Consider the following 11,768-nt stretch of genomic DNA (forward strand, 5'->3'; position numbering starts at 1 on the left):
GTGCTCAAGGCGCGTAGAGACGTTGGTAGTCGATGGAGAAGCGCAGCGTCGCCGCGCCGGCCAGCAGTTCGCCGGCGGGGTTGCCTTCGCTCATGCCGGTATTCCAGGTCTGCGCGATGCCGTGGCCGGCGCGCGCCGACACCTGCTCGCGGAACCCGTCCAGCGCCACCGTGGCGGTGGTGTAGTCGGCATTGGCCAGAGCGCTCTGCACGCTGCTCAGCATGGCTGCCAGCGGCGCCGCCTCGCTGGCCGGCAGCTGCGCCACCAAGGCCTGCAGGCGGCCCAGCTTGGCGGACACCACGGTGGCGGTCGGGCGCAGGTCGTGGATCACGATGAACTGTGAGAAGCCGCCGGTGGTGCCGCGGGCACGGACGCTGCCGGGCGCGATGTCGTCGGTGATGTCGCGGAAATCGCCGCCTTCCGGGGCCTTGAACAGACGCAGGTTGCTGTCGGCGGTGTAGGCCAGCGCGTGCGTGTGCAGTTCCACATGCACGAGCCGCCGGAACGCCAGGCCGCCGCTCGGCGGCGGCGTCACCGTGACCAGCAGCGGCAACTGCGATGGCACCTGGCTGGCTTGCGTGCTGGGCAGTCGCGGCAGCAGCGCCGCGACCTGGGCCGGGGTCAGCAGTTGCGCGCTCAGGCCCAGGCTGCCTGGGTTGAGGTCGCTGGCGTCGTCGAATTCCAGCGTCAGCTCCGCCAGCGGATACGGCCCGGCGCCGATCGTCGCCGTCGCCACGTTGCCGCTCACGTCAACCTGCACCGGCAGCGGTTGTGCGGCGAGCCCGCTGGACGCCGCCATGGCGCAGAACAGCAGGCAAACCCTTGCGAACATCATGTGCATCTGAAACCCCCTGTTGCATGTGCCGGCACCGCGCACCGCACCCCGCGTTTCGCCCGACGACGCGGCGAGGCAGCGGCCTACGATCCGATCATACCCATCCGTACGGGCGATGCACGCGGCCCTGGGTGTTTTCACCCACGTCCGCTAGGGGCGATCCCGGATAGGCGTCGCTGCGCCGCCGCGTCAGGCTGCAGTCACCCGCCCGTCCCGGGCCACCAACCGGAGATCCCAGATGCCCATCCGTCGTCCCGCACTCGCCATCGGCATTTGCGCCGTTCTCGCCAGCGGTATCTTCGCTGGTGGCAAGGCCGAAGCCGCCGCGCATCTGGACAGCCTGCTGGAGTCCAAGCTGGCCAGCACGCCGCTGACCGACGAGCTGCAGATCGTCATCACCTACAAGCAGTCCAAGCCGGTCTCGGCGGCGCAGCTGACCGTGTTGCACGACCTGGGCATCACCCGCGGCGTCAGCATGCAGACCCTGCCGATCGCCGGTGCGCTGGCCACGCCCGAAGAGATCCTGGCGCTGGCCGAGCGCGACGACGTCGCCTCGATCTACTACAACGCGCCGCTGCGCTACTTCAACCAGGACGCGCGCCAGGCCACCGGGGTCGACCGCGCGCAGAGCAATCCGGGCGACTTCGGCCGCACCGTGCCGTACACCGGCCGCGGTGTCGGCGTGCTGATCAACGACTCGGGCATCGACGCCACCCACCGCGACCTGGCCTATGGCGACCGTGTGGTGCAGAACGTGCTGGCCAACACCAACCTGCACAATCTGAATTCGATGCTGCCGGTCACCTACCTGGAAGGCGTGCCGAACACCGACGCCGGCTCCGGCCACGGCACCCACTGCGCCGGCACGGTCGGCGGCAATGGCGCGCAGTCCGGCGGCAAGTACCGCGGCGTGGCGACCGGCGCCAGCCTGGTCGGCTACGGCTCCAGTGGCGTGCTGCTGATCCTGGACGCGGTCGGCGGCCTGGACTACGCGGCGGCGCACCAGAACAGCTTCAAGGATCCGATCCGCGTCGTCAGCAACTCCTGGGGCACGTCCGGCAAGTTCGATCCGGCCGATCCGGTCAACGTCGCCACCTACGAGCTGTACAAGCGCGGCATCGTCAGCGTGTTCGCCGCCGGCAACGACGGCCCGAAGGAGGACACCCACAATCCGTACGCGCAGGCGCCGTGGGTGATCTCGGTCGCCGCCGGCAACGTCGACGGTACGCTGGCCGACTTCTCCTCGCGCGGCAAGGCCGGCGAGCGCGATACCTTCACCACCGCCGATGGCAAGAGCTGGACCCACATCAACGAACCCAGCATCACCGCGCCGGGCGTGGACATCATCTCCACCCGCGCCTCCACCGGCTTGTTGCCGCCGCTGGCCGCGCAGACGGACGCCAAGCTGATCGCGCCGGCGCAGCTGCCGTTCTACACCACCATGAGCGGCACCTCGATGGCCACCCCGCATGTGGCCGGTGTGGTGGCGCTGGTGCTGGAGGCCAATCCGAACCTGACCCCGGACCAGGTCAAGGACCTGATCGAGCGCACCGCCACGCCGATGGCGGGACGTGCTTCCTGGGAAGTGGGCGCCGGCTATCTCAACGCCTACTCGGCGTTGCGCGAAGCCAGCAAGAAGTGACCGTCTCGGGCGGACGCCCAACGTCCGCCCGAGACACCGCAAGCGCAGTCGACCGCCGTGTCGACGCTTGCGATGCAGTCAGGACCTCCTCGCGGTTGCCTTCGATCACGCTGTCGCCGTTCGGCAGCGTGGTCGGCAGCCTCCGCGATCCCCCGTGCTGGGGCGTGCGGGGTTCCACCGCTCCCCGGAATGGCGTCCGGGAATCGGAAGGGCCCCGCACGTCCCGCATTCTTTTTTGCAGCATGGCGTGGACTGCGTCGGACCGGCGCGCCGCTGCCGGATGCTGTTGTTGCCGCATGTCGATCCCCGCTGCCTGGGACGCGTCCTGTTTCCGCTGCGGTCGTGGCGTTCATTGGATCGAGTGGCGTGTCCTACCGCGCGAGGGACGTTACCGGCAACGCCCGTTGCGGCTGAAGTCGCTGCCAGGCGTCACGTAAGCCTTGCCCGATTACCAGAAGCTCCGCGGGCGCCGCATCAGTCCTGCCGCGGATGCACGCTCACCGTCGCGGTCATGCCGGCCGCGAGCAGGGTGCCCTGCGGCACGCTGGCTGGATCGATGCGGATGCGCACCGGCACGCGCTGTGCCAGGCGGATCCAGTTGAAGGTGGGGCTGACGTCGGCCAGCAGCGAGGTACCGGTCGGGTTGTCGCTGTCGGCGATGCCGCGGGCGATGCCCTCGACCTGGCCGTGCAGCAACAGGCCGCCGCTCATCAGACGGATGTCGGCACGGTCGCCGACATGCACGCGCGGCAGCTTGGTTTCCTCGAAGTAGCCGTAGACCCACATCGCATCGTCGCGCACCAGCGCCAGACGGGCGCCACCGGCCTGGGCGTAATCGCCCACGCGCACCTCCAGATTGGTGATGTAGCCGTCGGCGGTGGCACGGACCTGGGTGCGCTGCAGATCCAGCTCGGCCAGATCGAGCGCGGCCTGCGCTTGTTCCACCGATGCCACCGCCTGCGCCTGCGCCGCGGTGGCCTGGCCGCGCAGCGCCGCGCTGCGATGCACGTCGGCCTGGGCCGAACGCGCGGTGGCTTCGGCGTCCGAGCGCGCCTCGGCGGAGATCACCGCGGCGGCGCGTGCGCGCCGTTCGGCCTGGGCGCGGCGCATCTGGAACTCCGCCTCGCTGGCCGCCTGAGTGGCGGCCGCCGCCGACAGGCTGGCGCCGGCCGCACGCGCCTGCGCCTGCGCGACCGCGAGGTTGGCGCGGGCCTTTTCCAGGGCCAGCTCATAGCGCTTGCGGTCCACGCTGAACAACAGGTCGCCACGCTTGACGTGCTGGTTGTCGCGCACCGCCACCGCATCCACCAGGCCGGAGACGTCGGGTGCGATGCGTACGACTTCTGCGCGCACGCGGCCGTCGCGGGTCCAGGGCGAGAGCATGTAGTGGCGCCACAGCGCATGCGCCAGCAGGGCGGCGACCAGCACCACGATGGCGGTCAGGGCGAAACGGATCAGGGCAGGGGTCTTCATGGCGGGACTCACGGCAAAAGGAGCAGGCCGAGCGCGGCGAACGCGCCGACGTAGATGGCCAGACGGAACAGGGAGGGATGCCAGGCGTAGCGGTACAGGCCGGCGCGACCGGCGACCGCGTCCAGCGCCCAGGCCACCAGCAGCAGGGCCAGGCCCAGCACCAGCAGACCGGGCACGTACACTCCGGCGATCGAGAGTTCAGCGGGCAGCAGCATCGTCGGCTCCTGGCGTGGCGGTGGTCGGCGCCGGCGTGTCGGCCAGCGCGGCGAGAACGGAATCGGCGTCGAGCAGCGCGCCGCGCAGCAGCAACAGATGTTCGCGGGTGGCCTTCCAGCGCAGCGGGACCGCGCCTTCCACCTGGCTGGCGGTCAGCGCGGCCTCCACCCGCTGCAGCGCCTGGCGGTGCCGCTGCGGGCCGGGGTCGAGATACAGATCCGCCAATGCCTGCACCGCGGCATCCACCTCGGCGGCCAGCGCCGGCGGCAGCGTGCCTTCGGCCGCGTCACGGCGCAGCTCGACCAGGGTGCGTCCGGTTTCGTGCACCGACAGCGCCCAGCCCAGCAGGTCGCGCAGTTCGTCGCTGCCGGGCGGGGTGTGCGCGACGATCTGCTGGAACAGGTCGCGGTTGACGCTCTCCAGGCGCAGCGCCAGCCCCGACAGCGGCGCACGCGCAGCCAGCGTGGTCTGCCGCCGCAACCGCTCGAGCAGGCGCCGGCGCTGCCAGCGCGTGCCGATCACCGGCGGCACGAACACGAAGGTCGCGCTCACCGCCAGCGTCCCCAGCAGCAAGGGCACCACACTGTTGAAGGTGGCCGCAGCGTTGAAGCTGGGCGTGGGCTGGACCGCCAGGATCGACACGAAGGCGAGGTTGGCGCCGGTGGCGAAGCCGTACAACGCCGGTTTCGAGGCCAGGTACAGGGTCACCAGCAGGAACGGCAAGGTGCCTGCGATGAACAGACCGTAGCCGTCCATCTGCGGCAGCACCAGAAGCTGGCAGATCACGCCCAGCGCGATGCCGAACACGAAGCCGTTGAACAGCGAGCGCGCGGCAGCCGGGGCATTGGCGCTGGACGACAGGATCGCGCTCAGCGCCACCGCCTGGAACACCGCGGTGGCACCGCTGATCCAGCCGGCCTGGATCCACAGCCAGCACATCGTCGCCACCAATAGCGCGCTGCGCAGCGCAGTCAGTGCGGCGGCGGCGTAGTCGTTGCCGCGCAGGAACACCGCGGTGTCGCCGCCGCCGTCCTGCGGCGTGCGCCACTGCTGCGGCGCGACCAGGGTCGCTTCGGTGGCGACGTAGTCGTGCAGGTCGGCGAAGAAGCGCCGCAGCAGAGACACGCCGGTGTCGAACGCCTCGTGCTGCGGGACGGCCAGCGGCGCACGCGCCTCGGCCGCACGCGTCGCCAGCGCATCGCGGCATGCGGCCAGCTTGCGCGCCGTGGCGGCCGCACCCTCGCGCCCGCCACGGTCGCTGAGCGCGGCCTTGAGCGGCCGGTACAGGCCGATCAGCGCCTCGGCCACGTCCGCGCCGCCGCTGCGCAGCAGCCGGTTGATGTAGTGGTGTAGCGCCTGGAAGCTGGTCGACACCGCCATGAAGCGCTGGTTGAGCAGGCGCAGGCGGCCGCTGCGGGCCCGCGCCTCCGGATCCTCGAACACCACCGAACTGCGCAGGTCCTCGATGGTCACCGCGTCGCGCACGAAGCGCAGGTGCGCCTGCTCCATCGCCTCGCGCGGCAGCTGCCCACCAGTGGCGTCGCGGACGAAGTCCAGGAAGCCGTCGGAGGCGCGGCGCACGGTGTCGCGCAGGGTCTGGCGCAACCGGCTGGGGAACACCGCGTCGCTGACGATGCCGGTCACCAGCAGGCCCAGCACCACTTCGGTGACCCGCGCCACCACCAGGTTGAACACGTTCTGCGGCTGGTTCACCGCCGGCAGCGCGATCAGCGCCACCGTGTAACCGGACAGCACGAAGGCATAGGCCTTGAAGTTGCGGTACAGCAGCGCGCCGCCGGTGCAGGCGCCGATCCACAGCGACAGCACCAGCACGAACAGCACCGGCTCCTGCGGGAACAGCGCCACCATCGTCAGCGCCGCGACGCTGCCGATCAGCGTGCCCAGTATCCGGTAGAAGCCCTTGGCGAAGACCATGCCGGTCTGCCGGTGCATCACCACCACCACGGTGATCATCGCGGTCATCGGCGAGGCCAGGTCCAGGCGCAGCGCGATCCAGCCGGCCAGATAGATCGACAGCAGCGTGCGCAGCACGAACAGCCAGGCATCGCCTTCGCCGCGCAGCGCGTCGGCCAGGACGGTGCGCAGGCCCGGCGCGGGCTCGGCTGCAGCGGCGACGTTGGGCTGCGGCGCGCTCATGCGGCGTCCTCGACCCCGCGCAGCAGGGTCTTCAGCAGCGCCTGCAACTGCGCCAGCGCCGCCGGATCCAGATGCCGCACATAGGTGTCGAGCTGGGCGCACAGGTCGGGGATCAGCGCTTCGATCAGGCGCTCGCCGGCCTCAGTCAGGCGCAGCAGCAGCATGCGCCGGTCCTGGGCGCTGGGCATGCGCTGGATCAGGCCCTTGTCGACCAGTTGGGTGGTCAGGCGGGTGATGTTGGCCGACTTCTCGCCGGCCGCGTCGCCGAGCTGGGACGGGTTCAAGGTCCCGTCCGGGCTGGCGTCGATCATCATCAGCACGTTGTATTCGGCATAGCTCAGCCCGTAGGGCCGCAACACCTCGTTGCTCTGGTCCAGGCTCAGCTTGTGCAGCAGCTTGATCAGCCGCAGCACCAGCGCGGCTTCTCGGGGGAAGTGCGGATGCTTGCGGGCGGTCACATCCAGGCGCTGCTCGGTGGCGGCGAAGCGGCTCATGCTTGGCTCGACATTTCGTACATGTGTAAATAATACATTTGTGTATTAATTTTACAGTAATGCTGGCTGAACGCGGCGGGTGGCAGCGGGTCGAACTTCTTGGTAGACGGTCATGTAGAGAGGCGAGCGCACGCGCGGCCATGCGCCAACGCGCCGCGGGGTTACCGTCAGCATCGCGAAGAGCGGGTCGAGGAAGCGCCTGAGTCCGGTGAAGCGCAGGTCGACGCAGACGCGTCCTGCGCCCGGAGTCCGGGACATTGCGTTCGAGAAAGCGGAGCGGGTGGCGCGTCAGCGCCGTCGCATGGTCAGCGCAGCACGCCGTCCAGGCCAGGCGCCGGCGAGAGCATGTTGCGGGTGTCGATGTCGAAGCTGCGCTGCTTCTTGTCTTCCGGCGTCGCGGCGATGCTGCCCTTCAGCGTGTACTCCAGGCTGCGGCGGCCGGCGAGGGCGTCGGCGACGGCGATGCGCGCGCTCGAGCTGGGCTTCAGCGCGACGCTCACCACGTCCGCCGTTTCCGGGCCGATCGAGATCCCAGGCGCAGCCTGCAGGCTGCCGGCGGCTTCGCCCCCCACGTCCAGATCCAGGCGCAAGGTGTCGTAGCGCATCGGGATGCTGCTGTAGTTCTGCAGGCGCAGTTCCACCTTCCAACTGCCGTCCATGTTGACCGTCAGCTGCTGCACGCTGGCGGCCGGGTCGGACACACGCCGCACGATGCCGTCGCTGCAGGCGCCGAGCAATGCGGTGCACAACACGAGCAAGCCGAGGCGGAGCGGGTGACGCATGGGCGGATTCCAGGGTAGGTAGACCGGCGAAGACTACACCACACCCCTGTCTAACGTTGCGGCGCGATGCTGGCGGATCCCGCTACGCGGCGCCGACGCCTGGCGTCGTGGGAGGGCGGTTGGCGCGCTATGACTGGCGATATCCAATGGGCGTTTTCGCGACCAAATGGATGAAGACACATCACCCATGGCCATCCTCATGTCGCGCTCTCGCCAAAGGCATCAGGCCGTGGCGATGTGCTGGCGCCGATTGGCTGTCTAGGGGCGTGCAAGTGCGCCGGTTCGTCACCTGTGGTTCCTTCTCTCAAGCACCGGTGCGGCGGGTGCAGCGCAGCAGCGGCTGGAGGCGGTGCGGCCGATCTGCAGCGCGCCGAGTCGCGTCTGCTGAGGCTGGATCCGGTGTGCCTGTTGCCGCGCCAACGCGGTCAGTGCGCTCGGCTCAGCGTGGCCGGCGCGGCTCGGCTTTTGTCAGACGTTTCATCAGGCGGCCAGCATCAGCCGTCGCTGTTCCAGTCATCCAATAGGTCCCGGTGAGCCAGTTGGCCTGTATGTGGCTGAATTTGTTCAGGGCGTGGTGCGGTCCCCATTGCTGTTCGATTTTCGGGCAGTGTCCACGGCAATCCGGCCGGCGGCCATCTCCAGGCGTCCCTGCCGTGCGCCGGCCGGATGCCGAGGACGCGTCCAGCATCGCGCCATCCCCGGGTCGGACGCCGTCGGCGCACCCCGCAGCGATCGGTAGGAAAATTCTGCAACATTGCGCTTGCCCAATTCCGATCGCCTCGCTATGATGCGCGTCCTCGCACCGGTCCTGCCGCGTTGCGCAGTGGCCGAGTAGCTCAGTTGGTAGAGCAGGGGATTGAAAATCCCCGTGTCGGCGGTTCGATTCCGTCCTCGGCCACCACTCTTTCAGGGCTTGCAGCAATGCAAGCCCTTTTCTTTTGCCGCAAGGTTTTGCGGCGTTTGTCCGGCTTTTGCGGCTTGTTGTTGTTCCGGTGGTCCCGGTAGCCGGAGTTGCCGCGGCGTCGCCATCCGGACTCTGTGCCGCATCCGTGCGCTATGCAGACTTCCGCATGCGCCCGCGGCTTTTGACGGCTGCCTACACCGAGCGCATGTGAAGAAGGCGTGTCCAATTCTGTAGACAAATACGCCCCTTTCACGGTTTTCCGGGATATTTCGCTCAATCAATGGCGCCGCCTGTCGTAATCATAGGCATGGGCAATCAGGGGACCTGCCAATGACCAGCGGATTCGGACGGATATGTGGCGGCGTCGTGCTGCTGTGGGCCATGGCCGGCGCCGCGATGGCGGCCCCCGCCGACCAGGCGGAGCACGCGGGCGAGCAGGGCGGTCCCGGTGCCGATGCGCCTTACATCGAGCAGGTCGGCTCCGAGTGCGTGATGGTCAACACCTATCTGCAGCGACGCGACGGGGTGGTCGAGCGCGTGGTGCTGCGCGAGCCGGTGCAATGCGCCAGCCAGCCGGACCAGCGCTCCATGGCCGACCTGAGCAACTGACCGGCCGTGCCATGATTGCCGGCGTTCCGCGCCGCGCTTTACATCGCTGCGCAGCTCCTGCATAAGCTGCTGCTTCCCGTCCATCGGAACCTGCGCATGCGCTTCTCGCCGATCGCGCTGCTGTTGCTGGCGTGCCTGTTGTGCCTCGCACCGCCGCTGCGCGCCGCGCAGCCGGTGACCTCGGTCGCCGAGTTCGATCTCGGTCGTTATGCCGGGCAGTGGCACGAGATCGCGCACCTGCCGGTCTCCTTCCAGAAGAAGTGCGTCGGCGACGTCACCGCAGCCTACGTGTTGCGCGACGATGGCCAGATCGGCGTGCGCAACGCCTGTCGCACTGCCAGCGGCGACAGGCTGGCGGCCGAAGGCGTGGCAAGGCGGGTGGAGGGGCATCCCGGGCGGTTGCAGGTGCGCTTTGCGCCGGACTGGCTGGGCTGGGTACCGTTCGTGTGGGCCGACTACTGGGTGATCGCGCTGGATCCGGATTATCAGTGGGCGTTGATCGGCGAACCTGGGCGCAAGTACCTGTGGGTGCTGTCGCGCTCGCCGCGCATGTCGCGCACGGTGTTCGAAGGGATCAAGGCCAAGGCGCTGGCGATGGGGTATGACCTCGATCCGCTGCTGGTGGTCGCGCCGCTGGATTGACGGTGCTGGCGCCGGTCGCCTCGCCACGCGGCCTCATGTGCCGAATGTCTCGTGTGTCGTCTCGGTAGGTGTTGTGGGCCGCGGGCTTGGCAAACGGGCCGGCATGCCTGCGCGCTTCGCCTTGCCGCGATGCGATGACATGCGCCAGCGACGAACTGCCGCTTGTGTCTCACGCGCAGCGCGTGTCGGACGGTTGCATTCGCGTGGCGAGGAGCCGCACTGCGCGCATCGCGTGATCCGCGCTAGCTGGGAAACGCCGTCAGCGCCGCGTCCAGCAGCGCCGCGCTGTCGCCGTCGCGCAGGGTCTGCAGTGCGCTGCGACCGTCGGCGAGGCGTACCTCCCGCAGCCATTGCGACAGCGTCGCCAGGTCGCTGCCGCAGCCGTTCCAGGCCACGCAGATGGTTTCGCCGACATTGTGCAGGTCGGCGTGGTTCAGGTGCTCCAGGGTTCCGTCGTGCGCAAGCCAGGCGAGCGCGCGTTGCGCATCCTCCGGCGCGCCATAGGCGGCGCCGTCGATCAGCGACAGCAGGTCATTGCTGTCGGCGCGGCGCGCGGCCCGGCGCCGTTCGGCGCGGCGCATGCCCTGCAGGATCGCCTTGATCCTTTCTTCGTGGAGGTTGCCGGTCATGGGCGGCAAGGGCGATGGGGCGAAGGGATCACTCCGTGCGCTCGGCACGCAGGTGCAATTCGCCGTCGGCCAGGCGTGCGCGCAGGCGATCGCCGGGCGCGACCTGGGCCGCCGAGCGCACCACGCTGCCGTCGTCGGCGCGGCTCAGGATGCTGTAGCCGCGCGCCACCGTGGCCAGCGGGCTGACCGTCTCCAGTGCACGGGCCAACGCCCGCAGGCGCTGCGCATCGGCCTGCAGCTGCCGCGCCATCGCCGCCTGCGGGCGCCGGCCCAGCGCAAGCAGGCGCACGCGCAGCATCGCCAGCCGCCGCTGCGGTTGGGAGGCGCGCAGCACTGCGGCGGCATGGCGCAACTGCGCATGGCGGCGTTCCTGCTGTTGCCGCCAGACTGTCTTCAGCCGTCGTCCGAGCTCGTGCTGGCGGCGCTGCAGCAATTGCAGGCGCGCTTGCGGACTCTGCGCCTGCAGGCGCAGCAGGGCGCGGTCGGCGCGTTGCTGCGCTTGCCGCAGCCGGTGCTGCTGCCAGCGCAGCAGCGCGGCATGCTGGGCACGCAGGCGCGCACTAAGATCGCGCTGGTCGGGGACCAGCAATTCGGCGGCGACCGACGGCGTCGGCGCACGCAGGTCGGCGGCGAAATCGGCCAGGGTCACGTCGGTTTCGTGGCCGACCGCCGACACCACCGGGGTGATGGCCGCGGCGATGGTGCGGGCCAGGTGTTCGTCGTTGAACGCCCACAGGTCCTCCAGCGAACCGCCGCCGCGGGTCAGCAGGATCGCGTCGTAGCGGCCGCTGGCGTCGGCCTGGCGCAGCAATGCGGCGATCTGCGCCGCGGCGCTGTCGCCCTGGACCAGGCTCGGCAGAATGTCCACCTGCAGCAGCGGCATGCGCCGGCCGAGCACGCTCAGCACGTCGCGCACTGCGGCGCCGCTGGGCGAGGTGATGACCGCCAGGCGGCGCATGAACCCGGGCAGGGAGCGCTTGCGCTCGCTGGCGAACAGGCCCTCGGCGGCGAGCCGGGCCTTGAGGTCCTCGAACGCGCGGCGCAATGCGCCTTCGCCGGCCTCCTCCAGGTGGTCCAGCACCAATTGGTAGTCGCCGCGCGCTTCGTACAGGGTCAGGCGCCCGCGCGCGAGCACGCGCAGGCCTTCGCGTGGCACGAACCGCAGCCACTGGCTCTTGGGCTTGAACATGGCGCAACGCACCTGTGCGCGCGCGTCCTTCAGGGTGAAGTACAGATGGCCGGACGAGGGACGGGTGACGTTGCCCAGTTCGCCTTCCACCCAGGCCACTGAGAACGTGCTCTCCAGCAGGTCGCGGGCCAGTGTGTTGAGCTGGCTGGGGCTGAAGATCTGGTCGGCGCGATCGGGCATGCGGGCAGTGCAGGGC

General features: G+C 69.5%; 11 protein-coding genes and 1 tRNA gene. 4 read left to right on the plus strand and 8 right to left on the minus strand.

Annotation, left to right across the window (positions count from 1 at the left end; all coding sequences use genetic code 11):
- Nucleotides 1-4 precede the first annotated feature (4 nt).
- Nucleotides 5-841 carry a DUF6689 family protein gene (locus GGR64_RS13840; protein ID WP_184646544.1) on the minus strand — a complete coding sequence of 279 codons (837 nt, stop codon included), beginning with the start codon at nucleotides 839-841 and terminating at the stop codon, nucleotides 5-7.
- A 232-nt stretch (nucleotides 842-1,073) separates the two neighbouring features.
- On the opposite strand from GGR64_RS13840, the gene GGR64_RS13845 reads away from it, so the two are divergent.
- Nucleotides 1,074-2,477 carry a S8 family serine peptidase gene (locus tag GGR64_RS13845; RefSeq protein WP_184447594.1) on the plus strand — a complete coding sequence of 468 codons (1,404 nt, stop codon included), beginning with the start codon at nucleotides 1,074-1,076 and terminating at the stop codon, nucleotides 2,475-2,477.
- A 474-nt stretch (nucleotides 2,478-2,951) separates the two neighbouring features.
- Here GGR64_RS13845 and GGR64_RS13850 read toward each other — a convergent pair whose 3' ends face one another.
- From GGR64_RS13850 to GGR64_RS13870, 5 genes are all read right to left on the minus strand, one after another.
- Nucleotides 2,952-3,950, minus strand: coding sequence for an HlyD family secretion protein (locus tag GGR64_RS13850; protein WP_184646546.1), 999 nt, complete (start codon nucleotides 3,948-3,950; stop codon nucleotides 2,952-2,954).
- Nucleotides 3,951-3,958: 8 nt separating this feature from the next.
- Nucleotides 3,959-4,165, minus strand: a complete 207-nt coding sequence (locus GGR64_RS13855; protein ID WP_017916033.1) for a DUF1656 domain-containing protein — start codon at nucleotides 4,163-4,165, stop codon at nucleotides 3,959-3,961.
- Nucleotides 4,149-6,323, minus strand: coding sequence for an FUSC family protein (locus tag GGR64_RS13860; RefSeq protein WP_184646548.1), 2,175 nt, complete (start codon nucleotides 6,321-6,323; stop codon nucleotides 4,149-4,151). The genes GGR64_RS13855 and GGR64_RS13860 overlap by 17 nt, the downstream gene beginning before the upstream one ends.
- Nucleotides 6,320-6,817, minus strand: coding sequence for a MarR family transcriptional regulator (locus GGR64_RS13865; RefSeq protein ID WP_160967384.1), 498 nt, complete (start codon nucleotides 6,815-6,817; stop codon nucleotides 6,320-6,322). The genes GGR64_RS13860 and GGR64_RS13865 overlap by 4 nt, the downstream gene beginning before the upstream one ends.
- A 305-nt stretch (nucleotides 6,818-7,122) precedes the next feature.
- Complete coding sequence (locus tag GGR64_RS13870; RefSeq protein WP_184646550.1) at nucleotides 7,123-7,599, minus strand: LEA type 2 family protein; 477 nt, start codon at nucleotides 7,597-7,599, stop codon at nucleotides 7,123-7,125.
- Nucleotides 7,600-8,424: 825 nt separating this feature from the next.
- Between GGR64_RS13870 and GGR64_RS13875 the strand changes: the two genes are divergently transcribed.
- The 3 genes from GGR64_RS13875 (at nucleotide 8,425) to GGR64_RS13885 (ending at nucleotide 9,754) form a co-directional block, all read left to right on the plus strand.
- Nucleotides 8,425-8,500, plus strand: a tRNA-Phe gene (locus GGR64_RS13875).
- A 333-nt stretch (nucleotides 8,501-8,833) separates the two neighbouring features.
- Nucleotides 8,834-9,112: a hypothetical protein gene (locus GGR64_RS13880; RefSeq protein WP_184646552.1), complete on the plus strand. Its 279-nt coding sequence runs from the start codon at nucleotides 8,834-8,836 to the stop codon at nucleotides 9,110-9,112.
- A gap of 96 nt (nucleotides 9,113-9,208) precedes the next feature.
- The gene (locus tag GGR64_RS13885; RefSeq protein ID WP_184447658.1) at nucleotides 9,209-9,754 is read left to right on the plus strand and encodes a lipocalin family protein; all 546 of its coding nucleotides are present in this window, start codon (nucleotides 9,209-9,211) and stop codon (nucleotides 9,752-9,754) included.
- A gap of 242 nt (nucleotides 9,755-9,996) precedes the next feature.
- Here GGR64_RS13885 and GGR64_RS13890 read toward each other — a convergent pair whose 3' ends face one another.
- Nucleotides 9,997-10,383 (minus strand): hypothetical protein, encoded by a 387-nt coding sequence (locus GGR64_RS13890; protein ID WP_184646554.1) that lies wholly within the window; start codon nucleotides 10,381-10,383, stop codon nucleotides 9,997-9,999.
- A gap of 28 nt (nucleotides 10,384-10,411) precedes the next feature.
- Nucleotides 10,412-11,752 carry an exodeoxyribonuclease VII large subunit gene (gene xseA, locus GGR64_RS13895; protein WP_184646556.1) on the minus strand — a complete coding sequence of 447 codons (1,341 nt, stop codon included), beginning with the start codon at nucleotides 11,750-11,752 and terminating at the stop codon, nucleotides 10,412-10,414.
- Nucleotides 11,753-11,768 lie beyond the last annotated feature (16 nt).

The sequence above is a fragment of the Xanthomonas sp. 3307 genome, assembly GCF_014199735.1.
GTDB lineage: Bacteria > Pseudomonadota > Gammaproteobacteria > Xanthomonadales > Xanthomonadaceae > Xanthomonas_A > Xanthomonas_A rydalmerensis.

Excerpts from the sequence above, each read along its gene's own strand:
- GGR64_RS13850 (WP_184646546.1), bottom strand. The coding sequence starts at position 3,950 with ATGAAGACCCCTGCCCTGATCCGTTTCGCCCTGACCGCCATCGTGGTG.
- GGR64_RS13860 (WP_184646548.1), bottom strand. The coding sequence starts at position 6,323 with ATGAGCGCGCCGCAGCCCAACGTCGCCGCTGCAGCCGAGCCCGCGCCG.
- GGR64_RS13880 (WP_184646552.1), top strand. The coding sequence starts at position 8,834 with ATGACCAGCGGATTCGGACGGATATGTGGCGGCGTCGTGCTGCTGTGG.
- GGR64_RS13885 (WP_184447658.1), top strand. The coding sequence starts at position 9,209 with ATGCGCTTCTCGCCGATCGCGCTGCTGTTGCTGGCGTGCCTGTTGTGC.
- GGR64_RS13840 (WP_184646544.1), bottom strand. The coding sequence starts at position 841 with ATGCACATGATGTTCGCAAGGGTTTGCCTGCTGTTCTGCGCCATGGCG.
- xseA (WP_184646556.1), bottom strand. The coding sequence starts at position 11,752 with ATGCCCGATCGCGCCGACCAGATCTTCAGCCCCAGCCAGCTCAACACA.
- GGR64_RS13855 (WP_017916033.1), bottom strand. The coding sequence starts at position 4,165 with ATGCTGCTGCCCGCTGAACTCTCGATCGCCGGAGTGTACGTGCCCGGT.
- GGR64_RS13865 (WP_160967384.1), bottom strand. The coding sequence starts at position 6,817 with ATGAGCCGCTTCGCCGCCACCGAGCAGCGCCTGGATGTGACCGCCCGC.
- GGR64_RS13890 (WP_184646554.1), bottom strand. The coding sequence starts at position 10,383 with ATGACCGGCAACCTCCACGAAGAAAGGATCAAGGCGATCCTGCAGGGC.
- GGR64_RS13845 (WP_184447594.1), top strand. The coding sequence starts at position 1,074 with ATGCCCATCCGTCGTCCCGCACTCGCCATCGGCATTTGCGCCGTTCTC.
- GGR64_RS13870 (WP_184646550.1), bottom strand. The coding sequence starts at position 7,599 with ATGCGTCACCCGCTCCGCCTCGGCTTGCTCGTGTTGTGCACCGCATTG.